General features: G+C 43.0%; 18 protein-coding genes and 1 pseudogene. 9 read left to right on the top strand and 10 right to left on the bottom strand.

What is annotated here, in order from left to right; all coding sequences use genetic code 11:
• Positions 1–114 precede the first annotated feature (114 nt).
• Positions 115–1503 carry an aldehyde dehydrogenase gene (locus V7K48_RS00645; RefSeq protein WP_335068628.1) on the top strand — a complete coding sequence of 463 codons (1389 nt, stop codon included), beginning with the start codon at positions 115–117 and terminating at the stop codon, positions 1501–1503.
• Positions 1504–1674: 171 nt separating this feature from the next.
• On the opposite strand, the gene V7K48_RS00650 is transcribed toward V7K48_RS00645, so the two are convergent.
• The 3 genes from V7K48_RS00650 to V7K48_RS00660 form a co-directional block, all read right to left on the bottom strand.
• Positions 1675–2280 (bottom strand): sulfite oxidase-like oxidoreductase, encoded by a 606-nt coding sequence (locus V7K48_RS00650; protein ID WP_335068631.1) that lies wholly within the window; start codon positions 2278–2280, stop codon positions 1675–1677.
• A 381-nt stretch (positions 2281–2661) separates the two neighbouring features.
• Positions 2662–2835 carry a 50S ribosomal protein L32 gene (rpmF, locus tag V7K48_RS00655; RefSeq protein WP_094328804.1) on the bottom strand — a complete coding sequence of 58 codons (174 nt, stop codon included), beginning with the start codon at positions 2833–2835 and terminating at the stop codon, positions 2662–2664.
• Between the two features lie 183 nt (positions 2836–3018).
• Positions 3019–3519, bottom strand: coding sequence for a hypothetical protein (locus tag V7K48_RS00660; RefSeq protein WP_335068633.1), 501 nt, complete (start codon positions 3517–3519; stop codon positions 3019–3021).
• 199 nt (positions 3520–3718) lie between these two features.
• On the opposite strand from V7K48_RS00660, the gene V7K48_RS00665 reads away from it, so the two are divergent.
• A complete protein-coding gene (locus V7K48_RS00665; RefSeq protein WP_335068635.1) occupies positions 3719–5596 on the top strand; it encodes a caspase family protein in 1878 nt (625 codons plus the stop codon).
• Between the two features lie 133 nt (positions 5597–5729).
• Here V7K48_RS00665 and V7K48_RS00670 read toward each other — a convergent pair whose 3' ends face one another.
• Positions 5730–6107: a Mo-dependent nitrogenase C-terminal domain-containing protein gene (locus tag V7K48_RS00670; RefSeq protein ID WP_334973375.1), complete on the bottom strand. Its 378-nt coding sequence runs from the start codon at positions 6105–6107 to the stop codon at positions 5730–5732.
• A 520-nt stretch (positions 6108–6627) separates the two neighbouring features.
• Between V7K48_RS00670 and V7K48_RS00675 the strand changes: the two genes are divergently transcribed.
• On the top strand, positions 6628–7242 hold the full coding sequence (locus V7K48_RS00675) for a hypothetical protein (RefSeq protein WP_335068637.1): 615 nt from the start codon (positions 6628–6630) through the stop codon (positions 7240–7242).
• A 95-nt stretch (positions 7243–7337) separates the two neighbouring features.
• Here the strand turns inward: V7K48_RS00675 and V7K48_RS00680 are convergent, their stop codons facing one another.
• From V7K48_RS00680 to V7K48_RS00695, 4 genes are all read right to left on the bottom strand, one after another.
• Positions 7338–7898: a Uma2 family endonuclease gene (locus V7K48_RS00680; protein WP_335068638.1), complete on the bottom strand. Its 561-nt coding sequence runs from the start codon at positions 7896–7898 to the stop codon at positions 7338–7340.
• A 153-nt stretch (positions 7899–8051) separates the two neighbouring features.
• A complete protein-coding gene (locus V7K48_RS00685; protein ID WP_335068640.1) occupies positions 8052–9824 on the bottom strand; it encodes a ribonuclease J in 1773 nt (590 codons plus the stop codon).
• Between the two features lie 280 nt (positions 9825–10104).
• The gene (dapA, locus tag V7K48_RS00690; RefSeq protein ID WP_334973366.1) at positions 10105–10989 is read right to left on the bottom strand and encodes a 4-hydroxy-tetrahydrodipicolinate synthase; all 885 of its coding nucleotides are present in this window, start codon (positions 10987–10989) and stop codon (positions 10105–10107) included.
• Positions 10990–11163: 174 nt separating this feature from the next.
• Positions 11164–12207, bottom strand: coding sequence for an aspartate-semialdehyde dehydrogenase (locus V7K48_RS00695; protein WP_335068642.1), 1044 nt, complete (start codon positions 12205–12207; stop codon positions 11164–11166).
• Between the two features lie 860 nt (positions 12208–13067).
• Between V7K48_RS00695 and tig the strand changes: the two genes are divergently transcribed.
• From tig to V7K48_RS00715, 4 genes are all read left to right on the top strand, one after another.
• Positions 13068–14513 carry a trigger factor gene (gene tig, locus V7K48_RS00700; RefSeq protein ID WP_335068645.1) on the top strand — a complete coding sequence of 482 codons (1446 nt, stop codon included), beginning with the start codon at positions 13068–13070 and terminating at the stop codon, positions 14511–14513.
• 372 nt (positions 14514–14885) lie between these two features.
• A complete protein-coding gene (gene clpP / locus V7K48_RS00705; protein WP_335068647.1) occupies positions 14886–15584 on the top strand; it encodes an ATP-dependent Clp endopeptidase proteolytic subunit ClpP in 699 nt (232 codons plus the stop codon).
• Between the two features lie 9 nt (positions 15585–15593).
• Positions 15594–16934 (top strand): ATP-dependent protease ATP-binding subunit ClpX, encoded by a 1341-nt coding sequence (gene clpX / locus V7K48_RS00710; protein WP_334973358.1) that lies wholly within the window; start codon positions 15594–15596, stop codon positions 16932–16934.
• A 138-nt stretch (positions 16935–17072) separates the two neighbouring features.
• Positions 17073–17993, top strand: a complete 921-nt coding sequence (locus V7K48_RS00715; protein WP_335068649.1) for an alpha/beta fold hydrolase — start codon at positions 17073–17075, stop codon at positions 17991–17993.
• A 302-nt stretch (positions 17994–18295) separates the two neighbouring features.
• On the opposite strand, the pseudogene V7K48_RS00720 reads toward V7K48_RS00715, so the two are convergent.
• Positions 18296–19203, bottom strand: a pseudogene (locus V7K48_RS00720) (FAD-dependent monooxygenase); the annotation flags it as partial.
• 57 nt (positions 19204–19260) lie between these two features.
• The gene (locus V7K48_RS00730; protein ID WP_335068655.1) at positions 19261–20244 is read right to left on the bottom strand and encodes a GntR family transcriptional regulator; all 984 of its coding nucleotides are present in this window, start codon (positions 20242–20244) and stop codon (positions 19261–19263) included.
• A 300-nt stretch (positions 20245–20544) separates the two neighbouring features.
• Between V7K48_RS00730 and V7K48_RS00735 the strand changes: the two genes are divergently transcribed.
• Both V7K48_RS00735 and V7K48_RS00740 read left to right on the top strand, forming a co-directional pair.
• Positions 20545–21285, top strand: a complete 741-nt coding sequence (locus V7K48_RS00735; protein ID WP_335068657.1) for a dienelactone hydrolase family protein — start codon at positions 20545–20547, stop codon at positions 21283–21285.
• A gap of 365 nt (positions 21286–21650) precedes the next feature.
• The gene (locus tag V7K48_RS00740) at positions 21651–22553 is read left to right on the top strand and encodes a S1 RNA-binding domain-containing protein (RefSeq protein ID WP_335040728.1); all 903 of its coding nucleotides are present in this window, start codon (positions 21651–21653) and stop codon (positions 22551–22553) included.
• Positions 22554–23025 lie beyond the last annotated feature (472 nt).

The raw sequence follows: 23025 nt of genomic DNA on the forward strand, positions 1-23025 counted from the left end.
AATAATCTAAAGCAAATATTCCAATTGTAAAGTCAAACCCTAAAATTTGGTGAATTAAATATGCTGATATAGCAGCGGTAACATTAAATAAATAGTTTTTTAAGGGATAAAAGTATGATTACGACTGAATTATCTAACGTTGGCCATATGATCCAGGATCAACGAGAGTTTTTTCAAACTGGCAAAACTAAAGATGTCACTTTTCGCATTGAACAACTCAAAAATCTCAAGCAAGCAATTATTGAACATGAACAGTCAATAGTCGAAGCATTACAAGCAGATTTACATAAACCAGAATTGGAGAGTTACCTTACAGAAATCGGCGTAATTAAGGAAATTGATTATGCTATAAAATATCTAAAAAACTGGACTAAGCCCAAAAAAGCAGCCGTTTCCTTTGATTTTTTTTCCTATTCAGCCAAAATTTATCCAGAACCGTTAGGGGTTGTTTTAATTATCGGCCCTTGGAACTATCCATTTAACTTAATTATCTCACCTTTAATAGGTGCGATCGCAGCCGGGAATTGTGCAATTATCAAACCTTCAGAAATTGCTTCTCATACCTCCGGTATCATCGCTGAAATTATTGCCAAACATTTTGACCCAGCTTATATTGCAGTAGTTGAAGGAGGCGTTGAAGCAAGTCAAAAACTATTGGCAGAAAAGTTTGACCATATCTTTTTTACTGGTGGCACAGCCGTCGGCAAAATAATCATGACAGCAGCGGCCAAATATCTCACACCAGTTACTTTAGAATTGGGTGGTAAAAGTCCTTGTATTGTAGATACTGACATTAATCTTGAACACACTGTCAGACGTATTACTTGGGGAAAATTTATTAATGCTGGACAAACTTGTATAGCCCCTGACTATCTTTTAGTTGAGAAAAAAATCAAAAAAGATTTAATAGATGGGCTGAAAAAATGCCTAAAAGAATTTTATGGGGATAATCCAGCAAATAGTCCTGATTATGCCAGGATTATCAGTCAAAAACACTTTGATAGGTTGGTTAACTTTCTCAAAGATGGTGAAGTTATCATTGGTGGAGGAAATCAACCTTCAGAACGTTATATTGCCCCCACAGTGATTGATAATGTCTCCTTAGAAGATTCTGTAATGCAGGAAGAAATTTTTGGCCCTATTTTACCCATCATTGAATATACTGACATTTCAGAAGCGATCGCCTTGATTAACTCTAGACCTAAACCCTTGGCGTTATACTTATTTTCTCAAAACAAAAATCTACAAAAGCGAGTTTTGCAGGAAACTTCATCTGGTGGAGTCTGTATCAACGATACAGTGATGCAGGTTGGTGTCTCGTCTTTACCATTTGGTGGGGTGGGAGATAGCGGTATTGGCAACTATCACGGCAAAGCTAGTTTTGACACTTTTTCCCATGATAAAAGTGTATTGCAAAACTCTTTCTGGCTGGATTTAAAATGGCGATACGCTCCTTATGAGAGCAAATTGCCACTAATCAAGAAACTTCTGGGTTCAAAGTAAAAGTTATGAGTAAGGAATTATGAGTGAGAAATAAAAACTTATAACTTCTAACTCTGCCAATTTTAGATTTTGAATTGAAGGAAAAACCTAAAATTTAAAATTTAAAATCCAAAATTGAATAACTCCTAACTCCTGTACAGACGCGATTAATCGCGTCTGTACTCCTAACTATTAAAACCCAAAAGCGTTGCTGTAACGCTCCTCAGCCCAGGGTTCACCACGGCGGTGATAGCCATTGCGCTCCCAAAAACCAAGTTCTTCACTCGCTAAAAATTCTAAACTATTAATCCACTTAGCACTTTTCCAAGCGTAAAGATGGGGCACAACTAGCCGCATCGGGCCACCGTGTTCAGATGGAAGGTCTTCACCAAAGACTTTAAAGGCAAAGAAATTTTCTTCCCGCATAAAATCTTCTATAGAAATATTGGTAGTGTAGCCGCCGTAGCAGTGTTCCATAATGTGGGCTACTTTCGGATCTAGCTCAATCAGACCCATGAAATCTGTCACTTTAATGCCAGTCCATTTGACATCCAATTTAGACCAGCGCGTCACACAGTGGAAGTCCGCTGTGAATTCGTGTTGAGGCAACGCCATAAAGTCTGACCAACTAAAGGTAGCAGGTTTTGCCAAACCCCCAACTCGAAACTCCCATTCTTCAGTGCTAACTTGGGGAGTTGCACCATAAGTTAATACGGGGAAACCTTTAGCTAAGTGTTGACCTGGAGGGACACGTTCTCCCTCTTCCTTCCCTGGTTTCTGAAAAAATTTTCCTAGCATAGTTGGAGAAAAATAAGTTTTCTCAAGATATTTATAAGCTTTTTTGCTGAGTTGCCAACAGCACCAGATTTTTTACTCTTTATATAATTACTTGATCATTACTCATGAATGATCGGTAATGGGTAATGGATGTTCCCAATTACTCACTACCAATTTTTCTCGCTCTAATCAGCTTATATAGAGTATCTATGATTCTTGACACTCTCTTACCTGAAGTACGAAAAGCGCAACTGCGTTGCTGTTTCTCAGGGGATTTCAGCATTTTTCTGATATGCAATCAGGAAAGCTAAGAAAAAGCGTTTATCCACTAGTAAGAAGTTTGATTGGTGACTTTGGCAATCAAATCTATCGGTGCTGTTCATGCTTTTCCTGACTGGGAAATTATGATTCTTCTTCCTCTTCTTCAGCAGCTGGATATACAAATGTAGAACGTCCAGTCAAAATCGACTTACCCAGAGAGAGGGCTTTCTGAGCTTCGACGACGGCTTTATGCCTCCAGGTAGCTCGACGTTTATCTCGTTTTGATTTGGAAGTTTTCTTCTTAGGAACAGCCATGTCAGCAGGTATCGCGATTCTTGACAACCTTCTTATTCTAGGCCATCCACTGACCCCAAGGACAACAGTTGAGTTAGGAATAAGTAAGTTGAATTGATCGGTTGAGACTGAAGTGGGGATACCGGCGCACCCGGCAGGAAGCAAGCTATGGACTTCTTTGGATGTCGAGCAATACTAAACCCGCTATTTTGGGGTTGGCAGACTGCTAGCTGCTGGAACTGGATTAGAGGTTGTCGGCTCTTTTTCAAAGAAAAGTAGCGATCGCGCAGTTTTGAAGTAAGTAGCCCAATTTTGAGCATCGGGGCGTGCTCGCCATTGTGGACGACTGACTCCTAATGTCAGAACTGGTGCGATCGCTCCATAATTTTGTACGGACACAATGATTGAAACATCTGTCACTAAGATATCTTGGTCGAAGCTCCTTTGAGCAGCTGCCCTAGCGGCTGCTTCCGCTCTGGTGAGAACGGTTTCGTAGTTTTCATCTGGCAGACGATCAATTGCCAGGTCAACTCTAGCGGTGTAAGCTCGCACCTCAGGTTGTGCGATCGTTTCCGTTACAAACCACGCAGGAACAGTAGATAAGAGCAAAATTACTAAAGGAACTATCCGGATTCTTCTGGCAATTTGGCTAATAACTGAAAAGGGAGTGATTGATGATGGTAGGTGAGCAGAAATCTTGCTCATGACCTTTTATCTCCTTAGTGATGATCTGTTATTAAAATTAGGTGAAAGTATTTTCCGGTCAACTAACGTAATAAAAATTACATTCTAACTGAAGATTCGATGAGAATCACCTAGACTATAAGACATAGGTTAGCTTTGTTTTTTGGGCAAAGCCAACTGCAATTTTAAGACCAGCAAACAATAACTGACAAAGAGCGGGATGGCAAATTACTGGGCGATCGCGATTGGCATCAATCAATATCAGTTATTTCAACCTTTAAGTTGTGCCCAAGCAGATGCTGAGGCACTAGAGGAATTTTTGGCGACAGAGGCAGGTTTTGTCCCCAAACACTGTCTAGTCATGACAGATACTTCGCCACCGATTGGGAATAGATCCACCTATCCGATTAAAGAGAATATTCTGCTGCTGCTTGAGGATTTAGCAGCAAGTTGGCAACCGGAAGACTATTTGTGGTTCTTCTTTAGCGGTTATGGAGTTAATTACAAAGGCAAAGATTACTTAATGCCAGCAGAGGGCAACCCCGAACTCGTGCAAGAGACTGGCATCGAATTGCGATCGCTAATGCAAAGTCTGCAATTTGCTGAGGTTAATGTATTGCTAATACTCGATATAAACCGCGCTTTTGGCACCCAAGCAGATGCTCCCGTTGGCGAAGAAACAATAGAACTAGCTCAAGAACTACAACTCGCTACAATTCTTTCTTGTCAACCAGAGCAGTTCTCCCACGAAAGTAGCGAACTAGGTCACGGATTCTTTACAGCAGCTTTGTTAGAAGCTTTGCGTTCTGGTAATGGCAGCAACTTAGCAGATTTAGAAAGCTACCTGAGTCTGCTCATGCCAAAATTATGTCAACACCACTGGCGTCCTGTCCAAAACCCTGCCATTATCATCCCATCAAGGCAGCAAGTAATCTTGCCCAAATTGGCAATGGAAAGCGACTTTCAAGCAAATCCGGTGATTTATCCGGAAGAATCCTTTGCTGTTGCCCTTGCGGCCCCACCCCTCGACGATTTCCCTAGAACTTCAGCAGATCGGGGTAGATGGGGAGAAGCTACTGTAAACTCCTCCCAACAGGTGAAGACTCACAAGGTCGAGAAGTCTAAGGGTCAAAAAGTTCAGGAGTCGGCTACTGGTTTAGTTTCCCAGCCAATGCCAGAAACTTCCTTGGGAGTGAACACCAGAGGAAGATTTATCCCCAATTCCTCCCAAGGCTACGTCTCTCGATTGCCATCGAATCAGCCAAGCATCCCTTTTTGGAAACAATTTATCTTGTGGGGCGGAGGCAGCCTGCTGGTAGCAGGTTTAATCGCCGTAGTTTTTCTTCGTAATCAAGAAACTTTTAGAATAAAGCAAATATCAAGCACATCACCTAATGCTACAGCTAGCAACCCCAAGGTTGTGCAGAATTTACCAAACGATCCCACTCCACCAGTTAGACTTAAAAACCAATCTAGCGCTCAAATAGCCTCTAATTCCGAGTCGAAAAACCAGAATCAAGCAGTATTAGACTTGGCGAAAATGTCGCTTAGACAAACTCAGGCTAGCGATTTGAGCTTGGCGATCACTACAGCCTGGAAAATTAAACCCGGTGAACCACTGTACGAACAAGCTCAGGAGAATATTAAGATTTGGAGCCGGATGATTTTAGATTTAGCAGAGGGTCGTGCTAAACAAAGACAGTATGCTAGCGCCATTGCTGCCGCCCGATTAATCACTAAACAGGAGCCGCTTTATGCCAAAGCACAAGCAGCAATGAACCTGTGGCGGCTAGAGGGGAAGCAGTATGTGAGTAACAAAACTCTTTTAGATGCAGCTAATGCCTTAATTAAGTCCGGACAGGCATCTACCTACAATCGTGCGATCGAAGTTGCCAAGAAAGTACCAGCAGGTCAACCAGGCTTCGATACTGCCGAAAAATCGATCAATAAATGGAGTGAAAAAATTTTAGATTTGGCCAAGCGTCGCGCCGCCGAAGGAGAACGCAATACCGCAATTGCGACCGCTGCTTTAGTGCCAGAGGAGACAGGCGCTTACGAAGATGCTCAGGATGCTATCCAAAAATGGCAAAAAAAATAGTTAAAAAAAATAGTTAGGAGTTAGGAGTTAGGAGTTAGGAGTTTTATTTTTAATTCCTCACTCCTCACTCGTAACTTTTTCCTCAGCACGGGCTAAACCATAGCTATCCGCTAACAGCACTCAGCACTCTGTATTAGCAGTACTGCGACACATCTTCGCCACAATCGTCGGCTAGATAGCACAGTGCTCGGAAACGTAAACCAACCACTTCGTCATATAAGGGGTTGAGCTTGCACATGGGCGGAATGTGAAACAGCGTTTTCCCAAATAATTTGACATCTCGTTCAAAGGGACACTGAGATGGAATCAGTTTACACAAGCGGTGAGCTAGTTGGCGATCGCGAACTTGGATGCTATCTACCCGCTGCCGTAGGGGTTGGAGAATATTCCAGTAAGGTTTGGAAACAGAACGGTTTAGCGGGGTTACTTTATGGTCACTAGTCTCTGCTTGATTGATTGATACCCAGCTTGCCAGAAAAATCTTTTTTGTGGTATTGTCGAATACCTTCATGGTTAATCCTCTGTGTTCTTGAGGCTATTCATCTTTTTGATGAATATATACAACGTCGCAACAAACTTTCCCGGAAGAATCGCGTCCTGACTGCGATATAATGTAATACCTAATTAGGCACTTAAGTCAGAACTTAATTTATTACTACGTCAAGTTAATCGCATATTTCTGGGGATCGGTAGTGTAATATTACGATCTTGTTCATAACTTGATGTATTTTAAATTTTAGTAAAGACATCTGTCATTAGATAGGTTTTAGTGTAACATTTACAAACCTTAATACAAGGTCTTCCTGGAAGTATTTTTGCTAAGTATAAATATCAGTTATACCCTAGTAGGCGTTTTTCCTCTCCGTATTCTCGCTTCTCCAGGTTAGAGCGTCCTGTTCATTGCTAGTTGAATGCCGTAGAAGTGGTGATTTTTGATCGAGTAGAATCGATTGCATTTCACAAAACTTAGGTTGGCAGTGGGGATTTTAGAATGATATAGTCTGAAGCGTTAAAATCAGATGAGCTTGCTTATGGGTGTTTCTGTACTCTACAGCGCAATTCCTCCTGGCAGTACGCTGTACGCACGCCTTCAACGTGAAAAGGCACTCAGCATCCTTGTAGTTTCTCTTTTTCCCTATGGTTGCGGTATTTTCCGCTTTTTTGAGATTGAGCCTGAAGAGATTAATGAAATCCTTGAAGATGTTATCGAAACACACCAAGAGACTTTTGGATCTGAGCTAGAAGCAGATTGGGTAATCGCTGAATTGCGGTCTGAGTTAAGGCTTACTCGTCAAGCCTATCCAGGGATTGAAGATAGAACAGCATTACTAGAAAAATCATCTGCTGAGATCGAGAAACGTTTGTCGCAGGAGCTATCGAGAAGAAAGGTTGCGAATGCCGATGAGATTGTTGAAAAGCTCATGTTCGGAGATCAAACTCTTGCTCCAACTCTGTTGTCAACAGAGGAGTCATTGGGACTTATATCCCGTCAGCTAGTCAGTGAAGGAGCCAGCATTTTTCGACAGATTGCTCCTGAAACACTGTTTGCAAGGGATGAATCGTATCTTGACGACTTCGAGCGGTGGAGAGATTTATATCTTTTAGCAGCCGAGAAAAATGAGGAGATATTGGTTGGAGTTGCTTGAGGCGATAACAACCTAACAAGTTAGATCGCTCTACCGAGTTAAACATTGCAAGATTTAAGCGAATGCAATTAGTATTTTTTGTTTCACAAACATCCTTAAGCTGAAAGCACTTGCTGGGCTGTCAGGGTTAGTTCTGCGAATGTTTGAGAAATAATCCGCTGGTTTCCAATAAACACAGTTTGTTTGTAACTACCGTGGTCTAGCAAACACACCGTCACCTTATTTTTTAAGGGGTCAACAATCCAATACTCGACCACACCAATAGCTGCATACTCAGAGGTTTTTTGGTTATAGTCCCGGTCAACAGATTCAGGACTTACCACCTCAACTAATAGGGGTGGAGCAGTTTTAAGGATAGCCGAAGTACTCTCAATACTTTGTGCCTGTTGGTTAGTAATCACACAAATATCAGGTCGCCTGGGTTGTCTATTGGTCAGCACTTCTGTACCGTTAGGACGCGGTTGTAAAGGCAGTCCCATTTTTTGAATTTCTAAAAAGAAGCGAACTAACAGTAAAGTGATAATCGCCTCATGCTTGCCAGTACCAGGAGGCATTTCTAGCAGCACCCCATCCTCAAGTTCATAGCGCTTGTCTGTGCCATCATCAAAATTGATGTATTCTTCAAGAGTACTGATTTTTACTGGTGTTTTAGTCATAGCGATCGCCTCTAATAACTATAACTATAAGCAAATACAAACCACTGCGGCTTCTATACCCATGATCAGAAACTGTATTTCAAGCCAAAGCGCAAAGACGTTAGAAAAACTCTACGTCTCTGCGCTTTGCCGTGAGATTTTTACCTTAATTCCCTACGATGCTACTTGAGCAGCAGTCCTAGTCCGCCGTCTTCTCCCGTCAGCAACTTTCACAGGTGGCTCATCTGGAATTTGCATCAATAAAGTCACAGATGGCTGACATTGCAATTCCCGACGGATGGAACGTTGCAATTCTCGTTCTAAAGTACCTTGCAATCCACCCCAGTCTATATCTGCTGCTTCACCTTCCCCAGCAGCAAATTCTGACCAGCGCACAGTCAGGATTTCTTCAATCCTTTGTTTTACCCAGGTTTGTAGCAGCGATCGCTCTACACTTGTCACTACACCCCGGAGGTGAACTTCTGGTTTTGCCAACAGTTTACCATTCCAATCAATGGCAGCTGCGATCGTAATAATGCCTTCTGAAGCCATGCGTTGCCGTTCTTGCAGCACTTTGGCACTTACCATACCCGAACTAGTAGTATCCACCAATTCGATACCAGATGGCACTTTACCAGCGACGCGAATGGCATCTTCAGTCAGTTCGACAACATCACCATTCTGGATAATGATCATGTTTTCGGCGGGAATACCCATACTCTGAGCTGTTTCTGCGTGCTTCACCAGCATCCGATGTTCGCCGTGAAATGGTACAAAGAACTTAGGTCGAGTTAAGGCAATCATCAGCTTTTGCTCTTCCTGACAGCCATGACCGGAGACGTGAATTCCTTTATCCCGACCATAGACCACTTTCGCCCCCTGAATCATCAATTTATCGATGGTGTTGACTACAGCGATCGTATTTCCGGGAATTGGGTTAGCAGAGAATACTACCGTATCTCCTTCGCGGATTTTAATGTGAGGATGTTCTTTATTGGCAATGCGGGTCATTGCTGCCATCAATTCACCCTGAGAACCTGTAGTTAAGACTAAAACTTTTTCGTCAGGGAGATTGCGGACTGCGTGCAATGGTTGCAGCAGATTATCTTCACACTTGATGTAACCTAAATTGCGGGCATGAGCAATCAAATTCAGCATGGAACGCCCCACAACAGTCACTACACGGTTCTGCTTCTTGGCGATATCCAAAATCATGTTGATCCGATGCACGCTGGAAGCAAAGGTAGTGACAAATAATCGCCCAGTAGCTTGACTAAATACTCTCTCCAGATTGGGATAAACTGAACGTTCTGAAGGTGTAAATCCTGGTACTTCGGAGTTAGTGGAATCACTCAGTAAGCAAAGAACGCCTTTTTCACCATGTTCTGCTAGGCGTTGCAAGTCAAACTTTTCACCATCCACTGGGGTGTGGTCAATTTTAAAATCCCCTGTGTGAATGACTACACCAAGGGGAGTATGAATGGCAACAGTAAAACTATCAGCAATGGAGTGGGTGTTGCGGATATATTCCACTAAAAAGTTTTTGCCAATCCGCACAACATCACGGGGTAGAACAGTTCTGATTTCTGTGTGATCGCGCACTCCCGCTTCTTCCAATTTTCCCTCTAGCATTGCCATTGCTAGTCTAGGCCCATAAATCACGGGGATATCAAATTGTTTGAGATGAAAAGCAATCCCGCCGATATGGTCTTCATGACCATGAGTAACGATCATTCCTTTAATTTTGTGGCGATTTTCCCGCAGATAGGTCGTATCTGGCAAAACAATATTTACTCCATGCATCGCCTCTGTGGGAAAAGCCAATCCTGCATCTAACAGGATAATTTCATCGTCGTACTCGAAAAGACAGGTATTTTTCCCAATTTCATGCAAACCGCCCAAAGGAATAATTTTCAAGGCGGAATTATTAGCTTCGTTTTTAGCCATTTTCTCCTTAGATTGTTACTTGTGGTTAATTAAGTTGATAGTTAACTTTCCTTGTATTTAAGACAACATCATTTGTCTCTTAAGTTAGTTTCAAAGCAATCAAGTTTTAATTGATATCTTCAATTTTTTATTCAATAAAATGGATACTACGCTGAAGGATTTATAGTATATCTATCAGTCCTAGCACAGGTTTTTAAATTGCAACTTATGAACAATTCTGGTCATTGTTTATATGTATCTTTGGTAAGGAGCAGATTACCAGCGCTTAACCAGGTGGTGGCTAGATTAAACTAAGTTCTTTCAGAACCGCTTCTAACTTTTGACTGACTTCTAAATCAGCTTCACATAGCGGCGGACGAGTTGAACCAACCTCCCAACCTTGAAGTTTCAGTGCTTTTTTCACTGGAATGGGATTTGAAGTGAGAAATAGAGCTTTAAACAACGGGAACAGTTGGAGATGAATCTCGCTGGCTACTTCAATTTTCCCTGCACTAAAAGCTTGGATCATCTGCTGTAGTTGGTTTCCTACCAGATGAGAAGCCACACTCACCACACCCTTTGCCCCGATCGCTAACAAGGGCAAAGTCATGTAATCATCACCAGAATAGATATGGAATTCTTTTGGTGTCAAGCGACGAATTTCGCTTGCCTGATCTATATTACCAGTGGATTCTTTAATCCCGACAATATTGCTAACCTCAGCTAACCGGGCAACTGTTTCTGGCTGAAGGTTTTGTCCGGTACGACTGGGGACATTGTATAACAACAATGGTAGGTCGGGACAAGCTTGTGCTATCGCCTGAAAGTGTGCTTCCAATCCCGCTTGTGGCGGTTTGTTGTAATAAGGAACAACTTGTAAGGAACCATGTACTCCTATTTTAGACGCTTTTTGGGTGGCTGCGATCGCTTCTTTGGTGGAATTTGAACCACAACCTGCAATCACCTTGGCTTTTCCGGCCACGGACTGCAACACCTCGACAAACAACTGGTATTCCTCATCCCAACTTAGCGTCGGGGATTCTCCTGTTGTGCCGCACATCACCAATGTATCTGTACCGTTGTTAGCTAGATGCGCTGCCAGTTCTGCCGCTACATCATAGTTCACACTACCGTCTGCTTTAAACGGCGTAATCATAGCGGTTAAAACATTGCCAAAATCTCCCACCCTTTTTTCACTCCTGATTACCCATGTTTTTCTATCTCGGTGGTTTTCTCTTGTAATAACCTATTTGCAAATTCCTTTCAATAGTGATTCGCGCATTTGCTCTTTTTCTAAAGTCCAAAGTTTAAAATAATTAATTTTTATCCTTGACTGGAGGCGGAGATGCTCCGCCCTTGACTAGCTGGAAACATATGCCTTTGAGAATTTGAGTAGATTCTTTTCTACCAGCAACTCGGCGATTTGTACTGCATTCAATGCTGCGCCTTTGCGGATTTGGTCGCCACATAACCATAATTCCAAGCCACAAGGATGAGAAATATCCTGACGAATTCTTCCCACTAAAACTTCATCTCGACCCGTTGCTTCAATTGGCATCGGAAAATGATTAGTTCCCCAATCTTCTACCAATTTCACTCCGGGGGAGCAATTTAAAATTTCTCTGGCTTCCTTTGCACTAAAGGGAGTCTCAAATTCTAAATTAATGGCTTCTGAGTGAGCGCGGAGTACGGGAACCCGTATACAAGTCGCAGTAATTCTGATTTGCTGCGTGCCAAATATTTTTCGGGTTTCGTTGACCATTTTCATTTCTTCCTCACAATAACCCAAATCGTTTAATGGTGAGTTATGCGGGAATAAATTGAATGCCAATGGGTAAGGCAATATTTCAGCAACTGGTGTTTGTCCTTGTAGTATAGCGCTTGTTTGGGTTTTGACTTCTGCCATTGCTCGAGCACCAGCACCACTAGCAGATTGATAGGTTGAGGCGACGATGCGTTGCACTGGTTTAATTTTATGCAATGGCCATACTACCAAAGTCATTAAAATTGTTGTGCAGTTAGGATTGGCAATTATGCCTTGGTGATTAGCTGCGGCTAGTGGATTCACCTCTGGTACGACTAAGGGAACTTCCGGGTTCATCCGAAAGGCACTGGAGTTATCAATTACCACTGCGCCTTTTTCGACAGCAACTGCTGCCCAATTTTTGGATGTGGAACCACCTGCACTAGCCAATACTATATCGACATTTTCAAAGGCGCGATCGCTCACTGGCTCTACTGGTAAATTTTCCCCTTTAAACCGTAGCGATCGCCCGACACTGCGTTCTGATGCCAATAACTTCAGGTTAGCAAGAGGAAAATTACGACTTTCTAATAATTCCAGCAATTCTGTGCCAACTGCACCAGTTGCTCCCAAAATAGCTAAACGATAGGATTTAGACAAACTTGCTTCCTCCTTTAAGAGATTTATCTGCAATTTATTGGAACAATTGACAATTTACTTCTATGTTAAATAGCGATCGCAATCTTGAAATACATTTTGAATAAGTTTAAATTTTTCACTTACTAACTTAGTTGCTCTATATATCTAAATACATTTATTTTCTTCGCTGTTTAATTAAGTTAAGTGATGTTGCATTTTACAACAATGGCTATCCAATTTTTCCATCGATTTAAACTATATATTATTATACAACAAACCGCCATTTAGCAGAAAAATGGACATATCTGCACTTAGACGTTTAACAGGCATCCCACCTGTAAGGGTAACAAACGTCTTGGCTGCAAAGTTGCTTACCAAGATGATGAATATACTAAGCTGGAAATGCATAAAACCAGCACAGTATAAAAATGAGCTATGCGGCTAGGCAACAGATGCGCTCTCATACCACAACTTAATAATAGCTAGACTCAATACTATAACTTTAACTTGGGGGTACTAACCACTCGCTGAGAACCAGGATATCACGGCATTAGCCCGCTGAATAATTAATTTCTAAGTTTAAAGGGAGTGGGGAGTAGGACAAGGAGACAAAAAAGAATCATTGAAGAAGTCTCTCCCTTATCTCTTCCCAATGCCCAATGCCCCATTAACTAGTTGTTATAAAGGTAAAATGTCAAGTCCTTGGTCATTGGCAGTAAACTGGATCTTTGCCCCAGGACAAACATCTATCCTTGGATGTGATAAAGCCTTGTGGCAACCTCCCATTGCTCTTAAGAGACATCAAGCCATAAACGCGAACAATTATTATTGCGTCTTGTGTGTACTCGGAGTATAAAATACCAGAAAACTAGAGACGAAGCATGAAAGTCACCCAGGAAAAACTTCCCGCCAGCCAAATTGGCCTGGAAATAGAGATTACGCCGGAAATTACCAAGCAAACTTACGAACAGGTCATTAAAAACTTAGCGAGTACTGCCAATATTCCTGGGTTTCGTAAAGGCAAGGTACCTCGGCCGATATTACTACAAAGGCTGGGTACAACTCGTATCAAAGCAGCAGCGCTGGAAGAACTAATTCAAGATGGCATTGAGCAAGCAGTCAAACAAGAAGCTATCCCGGCAATAGGTCAGCCGCAATTGCGCTCCTCCTTTGAGGATTTGATTAAGAATTATGAACCTGGAAAACCTCTGACGATTTCAGCTACTGTGGATGTAGAACCAGAAGTGAATCTAGTGCAGTACACGGATTTGCTTTTCCAAGCTGAAGAAGTCAAGTACGAGCCAGAACAAGTGGAAAACACGCTGGATAAGGAACGTCAAGAATTAGCGACACTGATTCCTGTGGAAGGACGTGCGGCCCAAATCGGTGATATCGCCGTAGTCGATTTTAAAGGTGTATTCTCCAAAGTCGAGGGCGAAGACGAAACAGCCGAACCAGAACCTATTCCCGGAGCCGAAGCAACTGATTTTCAAGTTGAGTTGCAGGAAGATAAGTTTATTCCAGGTTTTATTTCGGGAATAGTGGGGATGAATCCGGAAGAAACCAAAGAAATTGCGGCGCAGTTCCCAGATCCGTATGCTAATGAAGATTTAGCTGGAAAAGCGGCAACTTTCACCGTGACGCTCAAAGAAGTGAAGGAAAAGGAGCTACCAGAAGTAAATGACGATTTCGCCCAAGAAATCAGCGATTTTGAAACCTTAGAGGAGTTACGCGCTTCTTTGGTAGAGCGATATCAAAAAGAGGCGGACGACAAAACAAAAACAAATAAGCAGGAAGCCTTGTTAACGGAACTGCTCAAGCACGTAGAAGTTGACTTACCAGCAACCTTGATTGAGCAAGAAGTGGATGCAATGCTAACGCAAACAGCAATGCGCTTGTCTCAGCAGGGATTGGATGTGAAAAAGTTGTTTACTCAAGATATTATTCCTCAATTGCGAGAGCGATCGCGCACTGAGGCCATTGAACGCATCAAACGCTCTTTGTCCTTGCGGGAAGTCGGTAAACGCGAATCTATCGAGGTAACATCAGAAGAAATCGCAGCCAGAGTCACAGAACTTTTGGAGCAGTACCCGGAGGAGCAGGACGTTGATGAAGATAAACTGCGCTCAATCGTGGAAAACGAACTGTTAACCGAAAAAACCATCGATTGGCTCTTAGAACATTCCTCAGTTGAACTTGTACCCGAAGGCTCTTTGAGTCCCATAGAAGAAACGGAAGCCGCAGAATCAGATGCAGATGCAGATGCTGATACACCTCAGACAGAGGAAGAAAGCAGCGAACCTTCAACAGAAGTCACAGAAGGATAATTAAAAACCCCACAGCCATGAGTTCACCAGTTCTGAGTTAAAGTACTGGTGAAATGGGTAAGGTAAAGGAGATGAGGAAGCGAGCGAGCAGGGAGCACAGGGAGCAGGGAGCAGGGGGAGAAATAACCAATGCCCAATGCCTCTTGACTCTAAACTCCTCACAAATCAGGGATGAAAGCAAAATAATTAAAGAATTAATGAATTTTCGGCAAATAGTGACACCTGTTCTCGCCTGGGCTTGATACTGTGTTACACGAGAGGAAATTATATGAGGCATAATGGTTAACACGTAGCTTATAAAAATTCCATTCGTCGAAAAGGCAGCATCTGCTGCTGAAACATTTGTCCTAAATTATCGTCAAATTTTCTTGTATGCTTGAATCGCAGTCGGGAAATTCCCCCATCAGCAACTTAAGTCGAATAAACATTAACTCCCAGTTGAGCAGCCCTAGCAACATCGTGCCGATGGTGATAGAACAATCTGGTATGGGAGAAAGGGCTTTCGACATCTACTCCCGCCTGCTGCGAGAGCGGATTATCTTTTTAGGAACACCAATAGACGATGCCGTAGCCAACTCAATTGTGGCTCAGTTGTTATTCCTAGACGCCGAAGACTCAGAAAAAGACATCCAACTGTATGTTAATTCTCCTGGCGGCTCCGTCTACGCAGGGATGGCAATCTATGATACAATACAGCAAATTCGCCCTGATGTTGTTACCATCTGTTTTGGATTAGCCGCGAGCATGGGGGCATTTTTGTTGACAGCAGGAGCTGCCGGTAAGCGAATGTCTCTGCCCGACTCCCGAATTATGATTCACCAACCACTTGGTGGTGCTCAAGGTCAAGCCATTGACATTGAAATTCAAGCCAGAGAAATTCTTTACGTTAAGGCTAAGTTGAATCAGCTAATGGCTCACCATACTGGTCAACCCTTAGAAAGAATTGAAGCAGATACTGAGCGCGACTTTTTTATGTCGGCAGAAGAAGCAAAAAACTACGGTTTGATTGATCAGGTCATTTCCAGGCAAAATCTTCCCATAGCAGGGGAAAACGTCACCATTCTGAAATAAGAGGCTGGTATGTCTAAGTACGACTCCCATTTAAAATGTTCATTTTGTGGCAAGTCTCAAGAGCAGGTGCGTAAATTAATCGCGGGGCCGGGAGTCTACATCTGCGATGAATGCGTTGACTTGTGTAATGAAATACTAGACGAGGAGCTACTCGATACCAATGGTGCGGCAGCACAACCAGCACCAAGAGCAGAGCCACCTCAAAAACGGCGTACCCATTCTTCTAGTATTTCGTTTAATCAAATACCCAAGCCAAGAGAGATTAAAAAGTATCTAGACGAACACGTCATTGGTCAAGACGAAGCGAAGAAAGTGCTGTCAGTAGCTGTTTACAATCACTACAAGCGGCTGGCGGTTATTCAGTCTAAAGCCAGTGGCAAAGCTGGGGCGGATGATGCAATAGAACTGCAAAAGTCCAATATTTTGTTAATTGGGCCGACTGGTTGCGGCAAAACTCTCTTAGCGCAAACCCTAGCAAAAATCCTGGATGTACCCTTTGCTGTCGCCGATGCTACGACGCTGACGGAAGCGGGGTATGTGGGAGAAGATGTAGAAAATATCTTGCTGCGACTGTTACAGGTGGCAGATTTGGATATAGAGGAGGCGCAACGAGGAATTATTTACATTGACGAAATTGACAAAATTGCTCGTAAGAGCGAGAACCCGTCAATTACCCGCGATGTTTCTGGCGAAGGCGTGCAGCAAGCTTTGTTGAAAATGTTAGAGGGAACGATCGCCAATGTACCACCCCAAGGAGGGCGTAAGCATCCCTATCAAGATTGTATCCAGATTGATACAAGTAATATTTTGTTCGTCTGTGGTGGTGCCTTCGTGGGCTTAGAAAAGGTTGTGGATCAGAGAGTTGGCAAAAAAGCAATAGGCTTTGTGCAACCGGGAGAAGGCCAATCTAAGGAAAAACGAGCAGCAGATACTCTCCGCAATCTAGAACCGGATGATTTAGTAAAATTTGGCATGATTCCAGAATTTATTGGGCGCGTGCCAATGGTAGCAGTAGTAGATCCGCTAGATGAAGAAGCGCTGATGGCGATTCTTACTCAACCACGCAGCGCTTTAGTGAAGCAGTACCAAAAGCTGCTGAAGATGGATAATGTCCAGTTAGATTTTAAATCGGATGCTTTGCGAGCGATCGCTCAAGAAGCTTACCGCCGTAAAACTGGTGCTAGAGCGCTGCGGGGCATTGTCGAAGAACTGATGCTGGATGTAATGTACGAGTTACCTTCCCGTAAGGATGTGACACGCTGTACAGTAACACGGGAAATGGTCGAGAAGCGATCAACTGCCGAACTGATAATACATCCATCTTCACTACCGAAACCAGAATCAGCGTAAATCAGTGCTGTTAGTGGATAGCTATGGTTTAGCTCGTAAAGTTAGGAGTCAAGAGTGGAGAATGAGTAATTAACTTCTAACTTCTAACTTTTAACTCCTAACTCCTAATTCCTAATTCTTAACTTCTAACTCTCAAAAATGCCTTATATTAATGTTCGTGGCGTTGAGCATTACTACGAGTGGGTAAAAAAAACATCTGGTTCTTTGGTAAAACCAGTGATGGTTTTTATGCACGGTTGGGCTGGTTCGGCTAGGTATTGGCAAAATACCGCTGATGCTTTATCGGAGCATTTTGATTGTTTACTCTATGATTTGCGGGGATTTGGCCGTTCTCGTGGTAAACCAACCATAGCTAAAGCAAGTGAAGCTGTTGCTGAGTCTGAGTCCCCGCAGGAAGAATTAGAGGCTATTAAAGAATTAACCTATGAATTAGAGGAATACGCTGATGATTTGGCAGCTTTGTTAGATGGCCTGCATCTTCAGCGTGTCTATATCAATGCTCATTCAATGGGCGCTTCTGTTGCTACTTTATTTTTTAATCGCTATCCCCAAAGAGTGGAACGAGGAATTTTAACCTGTAGCGGCATTTTTGAGTACGACGAAAAATCTTTTAGTGCCTTTCATAAATTCGGTGGCTATGTGGTAAAATTCCGTCCCAAGTGGTTAAGCAAAATTCCATTTGTTGACCGGATGTTTATGGCGAGATTTTTGTATAGTTCGATACCACATTCTGAGCGTCAAGCTTTTTTACAAGATTTTCTCGAAGCAGATTATGATGCAGCTTTAGGGACAATTTTTACTTCCGTTAGTAAGGCTCAATCTGAAGTGATGCCGCTTGAGTTTGCCAAACTGAAAGTACCGACTCTGCTCGTGGCAGGAGAGTATGACAAAATTATTCCGGCCGAGATGGGGCGTAAAGCAGCGGCACTGAATGACAAAGTGGAATTTGTGATGATTCCCAACACAGCGCATTTCCCAATGTTGGAAGATGCCCCAACTTATTTGCAACGAGTACAAGAGTTTTTGCAAATTAACACACCAAAATCACAAGTGGGATAACTGATAGCGGTTGTTTAAACAGTTAAGTGTACCTGTGTGATACCTTGACGCATTTTATATTGTCGCTTTAACCAAGACTTTTGAATTGTTTTACGGAGTAAGGGAAGAAGTTGAATCAACAGCGAACGCAGCAGTGCATTTTTTCGCAGTAGTTCGCCTTGTTTAGCTTCCTCTAACTGGAGTTGCTGGGCGCGGATAATTTCTGGCTCACGTTCTGCTTGGATATGCGATAATGCCATGTCAATATCCTGGTGTCCCGTTTCTTTGTGCAACAGTGGCACAAGATGATTAGCAGCGACAATCACATCACGCAATGCGAGATTAATTCCTTGAGCACGGACAGGAGACATTGGGTGTGCAGCGTCGCCCAGAAGCAATACCCCTGGTGCGTGCCATTGCGGACAATAACCAACCATAACAGAAAGCCGAATGGGGGATTCGATGGTATCTGCATGATTACGAAAATGCTCTGCTAGCCATGAGGGTGATAGTGAGGCAAAAATCTCTGCCCAGTTGGCTTGTTTGGAGTCAGTGTTTTCGGTTGCGGACATCACCCAAGCCAGATGCAGTTTTCCTGACTCTGCTCCGTGAAAGATGCTAAATACGCGATCGCCATTTAAAATAGTACGAAACACATTTTCGGCTGCAAACTCAGGGCTGGCGGCAAGCTTAAACCAGAGAATATCAATATTTTTGGGCTGGCGTACTAATTCTAATCCTATACGTTGCCGCACAAGAGAATTTCGACCATCTGCCCCAATTACTAGGTCAGCAGCAAATTCTCTCCCATCGCTTAGTACTACACCTGCGACACGTTGATTACTCCACAGTAAATCCTTGACAAGAACACCCTGGATAAATTCAAACCCATCATTAGTTTGAGCTTCCGAAATCAGTGCTTTGAGTAGCGGTGGTTGTGAAACTAGTGTACAGGGTCGGGTTGCCCCCATTGGTTCATCAACTCGAAACAACTGCTTTTCCCCTAGAATAAATTCCCACGCATCGAGTTGTCGATGGGGAATATGCTCCAACAACGCTGATAGACCCATTTGCTCTAATGCATCTAACCCACTGGGCATTAATCCTTCGCCGCGAAAAACCCGATGAAGTCTTTTGCTGCTTCAATTAACGTTACAGCAATACCACGTTTTACAAGGAGCAGGGCAAGTGTTACACCTGTTGGACCTGCGCCCACAATCACAATCTGCACCGTCCCATCCCTCCTGTATCTGTTGCTCTCAAAGATATAAGTTGAATTATCTTGAAATTAACCCAAACCCAGTTCTCGTTTTAGCAAGTTAATCGAGTTAGTGCCGATATAATTCTCAACCTTAATCAGCTTCGGTGGACGAATAATATCTTCATCACATGCTTGCACGGCTGCTTGCACTGCCGCAAAACTGGCTTGATCACTTATGATTACCTCAGCCCGTTTAACCATAGCCTGAAGCTTATAGGCATCTTTTGGTTGTGAAGTCATCACTAGTAGTTCATCCCCCCGCAGACCGTGGAGGATGACTTCTGCGGCACGGGCAATCCCGGAACTAAGGCTAACGATGCCTACACAGTTTTCTTTTGGTAGAGTTTTCAATAGGTTGAGTTCTTTGGTGTAGTCGTAAATATCTAGAGGAATCACCCGTGCAGCTTTTGGAGCTGCGATCGCTTCCACATTACTGATAAAATACCGACTTGTGACTACTGTTGCAGAGGTAGTTTTATCTAGCACAGCTGTTAATTCTTCCATTGCTACTAACTGTACTGGTATTTTCAAAGCTCGCTCTAATTCATACACCATCAACTCACCAGCACCCATGTCATAAGATGGAACTGCAACTAGTACCCGCGCACTACAACGCAAGCGCCAGTCAATTTCCGCTAAAAATAGCTCCCTGGCTTGATTGAGTGAACATCCTTGAGAGAGCAGCTCGTCAAGTGCTTGCTGGACAACTTGATATGCATCAGGATTTTGTTTGAGAATTGGTGATTGCAGCCTACTACCGCCCTCATGACCTTGGGGACGAACATAAATTCCCGAACCAGCTATACTTTCAACAAATCCGTCTTCCTCCAGTTGACGGTAAACTTTGCTAATGGTATTACGGTGTAACCCCGTTTGCATTGCCAGCGCCCGTGTACTTGGCAATTTATAAGCAGGGGGATATTGCCGGGAAGCGATCGCAAATCGGATTTGATTAAACAGCTGGGTTGATGCGGGAATTTCGCTGTCTGGCTGAATACGGAATTGAATCATCACCAAACCTCCTGAATACTAAGTGCTGTTAGCGGATAGCTATGGTTTAGCCCGTGCTAAATCTAAGTTTTGAGTTTTGAGTATTAAGTGTTGCTTTCCAACTCAGCACGCTTTTGCTGTCCATCTGCATTTGCTACATGTCAAATATTTTATTTATACATGAAGTTTTTCTAGGAGAAATTTCTAATGCGCTCATTATTGGTAATTGATACTTTAATTAATTAGAAAAAACCTGGGCATACTGGCATAGTTATATCAAATAAACACACGGTTAATCACATAGCACTGGTAAAAATTATTATGACAGAGCAAGCAATAATTACCACAACAGTTAATCTTTTGCAAGATAATATTCAAGTGTCTGCTTATTTGGCAGAGCCAAAAGAATCTGGATCTTACCCAGGAGTCGTGGTATTACAGGAAATTTTTGGTGTCAACGTTCACATTCGGGAAGTTACAGAACGGATTGCCAAACTTGGGTATGTAGCGATCGCACCGGCACTTTTTCAACGGATTGCCCCTGGCTTTGAAACCGGATACACACCCGAAGATATTGCAACAGGCAGAGGCTACGCCATGCAAACTCAAGCATCAGAGTTATTGAGCGATATTCAACTAGCAATTGACTACCTTAAAAATCTGCCTGAAGTGAAAAAAGATGGTTTTGGCTGTATTGGCTTCTGCTTTGGGGGTCACGTTGCATATCTTGCAGCCAGCTTGCCAGATATTAAAGCTACGGCTTCTTTCTACGGTGCTGGAATTACCACCCGCACACCAGGAGGTGGCGCTCCCACTGTCACTCGCACCAGAGAAATAACAGGTACTGTTTATGCCTTCTTTGGTGCAGAAGATGCTAGCATCCCAGCCGAACAAGTAGATGAAATTGAAGCAGAGTTAGAAAAATATAAAATTCCTCATCATCTGTTTCGCTACGATGGAGCTGATCACGGATTTTTCTGTGACCATCGTGCCAGTTATAATCCTAAAGCTGCGGCTGATGCTTGGGAGCAAGTGAAACAACTGTTTAGTCAACTAAACTGAAGCATACGCAGCCAAGTTCGTTTTTTGTCATTTGTCATTAGTAATAACCGCAACGCTGTGTGCAACTTTTACTCAAACCTAACCCCCAGCTCCCTTCCCTATATTCGCGCAGCGTGCTGTACTCCTACGGAGAAGCAAGCTATGTGAAACGTCTCGTAAAGCCTGCGGCATAGCTACGCTTAGGGCGCAGCCTCTCGTAGAGAAGAGAAGGCAGGGAATGAGGAAATTTCAAAGCCTCTTTCCTTTTAGGAGAGAAGTCAGAATATTAAGTTCCACATCGCCTAATCACAAACAAAGGACAAATGACAAATGACAATCTAAACTTCAGTGGCACCATCTCAAATAACAATTAATCTTCAAAAGTCATGAATTCCGAATCGAAACTTTCTCAAACAGCCAATTCGTCATTTACGATGGACGATTTTGCCAAAGCACTAGAAAAACACGACTACCAGTTTCAAAAGGGACAGGTTGTACATGGCAAAGTGTTCCAACTTGACCATGATGGAGCCTATGTCGATATTGGTGGCAAGTCGTCAGCTTTTCTGCCGCGCGATGAGGCTTCTTTGAGAGCAGTTACCGATTTATCGGAGGTGCTGCCATTGCAAGAGGATATGCAGTTTTTGATTATCCGAGATCAGGATGCAGAAGGTCAAGTCACCCTTTCTCGAAAGCAGTTGGAAATTCAGCACATCTGGGAACGATTGGCCGAAATGCAGGAAAATGCCCAGACTGTGCAAGTACGGGTTATGGGTGTGAATAAAGGTGGTGTCACCGTCGATATTCTTTCTTTGCGCGGATTTATTCCGCGATCGCACCTGGCCGAGCGTGATAATTTAGAAGCCCTCAAAGGTCAAAATCTGACTGTGGGCTTTTTGGAAATTAATAAAAACACCAACAAACTCATCCTTTCCCAGCGATTAGCAACTCGTTCTAGCAACTTCAGCTTATTAGAACTAGGTCAATTGGTGGAAGGCAAAGTTACTGGCATCAAACCTTTTGGTGTGTTTGTCGATTTAAATGGTATGGGGGCTTTGCTTCATATCAAGCAGGTAAGCCAAAAATTCATTGATTCTTTAGAAAAGGTATTTCAAGTTGGTCAGCCAATTAAAGCTGTAATTATTGACTTGGATGAGGGTAAAGGGCGGGTTGCTCTTTCTACCAGAGTTTTGGAAAACTTTCCTGGCGAAGTGCTAGAGAATATGGATGAGGTGATGGCTTCGGCTGAGGCGCGTGCTAATAGAGCTAATAACAAAGCTTCTGAATAGTTTTGAAGTGGGCTGTTTGCATAAAGCGTTTAAATCCCCGTCTGAAACAATTTTGAATTGTTAATACTCCCTCTGCATCTACAAAGATGTGGGGGGATTTTAAATTGGGAAAACTTTTACCAGGCTCCTTTTTAGCCTCTGGCCAATCGTAACAACTTAAGCAAAACTAGGAAAATAAACTTTTGACTTTTGACTTTTGATTTTTGACTTCCCGCTAGGGCGTGGCATCCGGCTTTTTTGCAATTGGGAAGAACTTTGGATGAATCCGCTGCTAGATACCGAGGCTTTTGCAAGAAATATCGACCACAGGCAAAGCCAGAGAAAAGAAACCACTGGGGGAGTCGCCTGTTAGCGGGAATGAAGATTAAAGTTAAGTCGAAAAAGTCACCAGGACAGTTGAGTTTACTTGGGACAAGCAGAGGGTGTCAGAAAGTACTGAAGTGCAGGAGGTAGCAGAAAAGTTTATTCAAGC

Origin of the sequence: Nostoc sp., from assembly GCF_036919615.1 — a bacterium.
GTDB lineage: Bacteria > Cyanobacteriota > Cyanobacteriia > Cyanobacteriales > Nostocaceae > Nostoc.

Excerpts from the sequence above, each read along its gene's own strand:
- V7K48_RS00645 (WP_335068628.1), top strand. The coding sequence starts at position 115 with ATGATTACGACTGAATTATCTAACGTTGGCCATATGATCCAGGATCAA.
- V7K48_RS00650 (WP_335068631.1), bottom strand. The coding sequence starts at position 2,280 with ATGCTAGGAAAATTTTTTCAGAAACCAGGGAAGGAAGAGGGAGAACGT.
- rpmF (WP_094328804.1), bottom strand. The coding sequence starts at position 2,835 with ATGGCTGTTCCTAAGAAGAAAACTTCCAAATCAAAACGAGATAAACGT.
- V7K48_RS00660 (WP_335068633.1), bottom strand. The coding sequence starts at position 3,519 with ATGAGCAAGATTTCTGCTCACCTACCATCATCAATCACTCCCTTTTCA.
- V7K48_RS00665 (WP_335068635.1), top strand. The coding sequence starts at position 3,719 with ATGGCAAATTACTGGGCGATCGCGATTGGCATCAATCAATATCAGTTA.
- V7K48_RS00670 (WP_334973375.1), bottom strand. The coding sequence starts at position 6,107 with ATGAAGGTATTCGACAATACCACAAAAAAGATTTTTCTGGCAAGCTGG.
- V7K48_RS00675 (WP_335068637.1), top strand. The coding sequence starts at position 6,628 with ATGGGTGTTTCTGTACTCTACAGCGCAATTCCTCCTGGCAGTACGCTG.
- V7K48_RS00680 (WP_335068638.1), bottom strand. The coding sequence starts at position 7,898 with ATGACTAAAACACCAGTAAAAATCAGTACTCTTGAAGAATACATCAAT.
- V7K48_RS00685 (WP_335068640.1), bottom strand. The coding sequence starts at position 9,824 with ATGGCTAAAAACGAAGCTAATAATTCCGCCTTGAAAATTATTCCTTTG.
- tig (WP_335068645.1), top strand. The coding sequence starts at position 13,068 with ATGAAAGTCACCCAGGAAAAACTTCCCGCCAGCCAAATTGGCCTGGAA.
- clpP (WP_335068647.1), top strand. The coding sequence starts at position 14,886 with ATGCTTGAATCGCAGTCGGGAAATTCCCCCATCAGCAACTTAAGTCGA.
- clpX (WP_334973358.1), top strand. The coding sequence starts at position 15,594 with ATGTCTAAGTACGACTCCCATTTAAAATGTTCATTTTGTGGCAAGTCT.
- V7K48_RS00715 (WP_335068649.1), top strand. The coding sequence starts at position 17,073 with ATGCCTTATATTAATGTTCGTGGCGTTGAGCATTACTACGAGTGGGTA.
- V7K48_RS00730 (WP_335068655.1), bottom strand. The coding sequence starts at position 20,244 with ATGATTCAATTCCGTATTCAGCCAGACAGCGAAATTCCCGCATCAACC.
- V7K48_RS00735 (WP_335068657.1), top strand. The coding sequence starts at position 20,545 with ATGACAGAGCAAGCAATAATTACCACAACAGTTAATCTTTTGCAAGAT.
- V7K48_RS00740 (WP_335040728.1), top strand. The coding sequence starts at position 21,651 with ATGAATTCCGAATCGAAACTTTCTCAAACAGCCAATTCGTCATTTACG.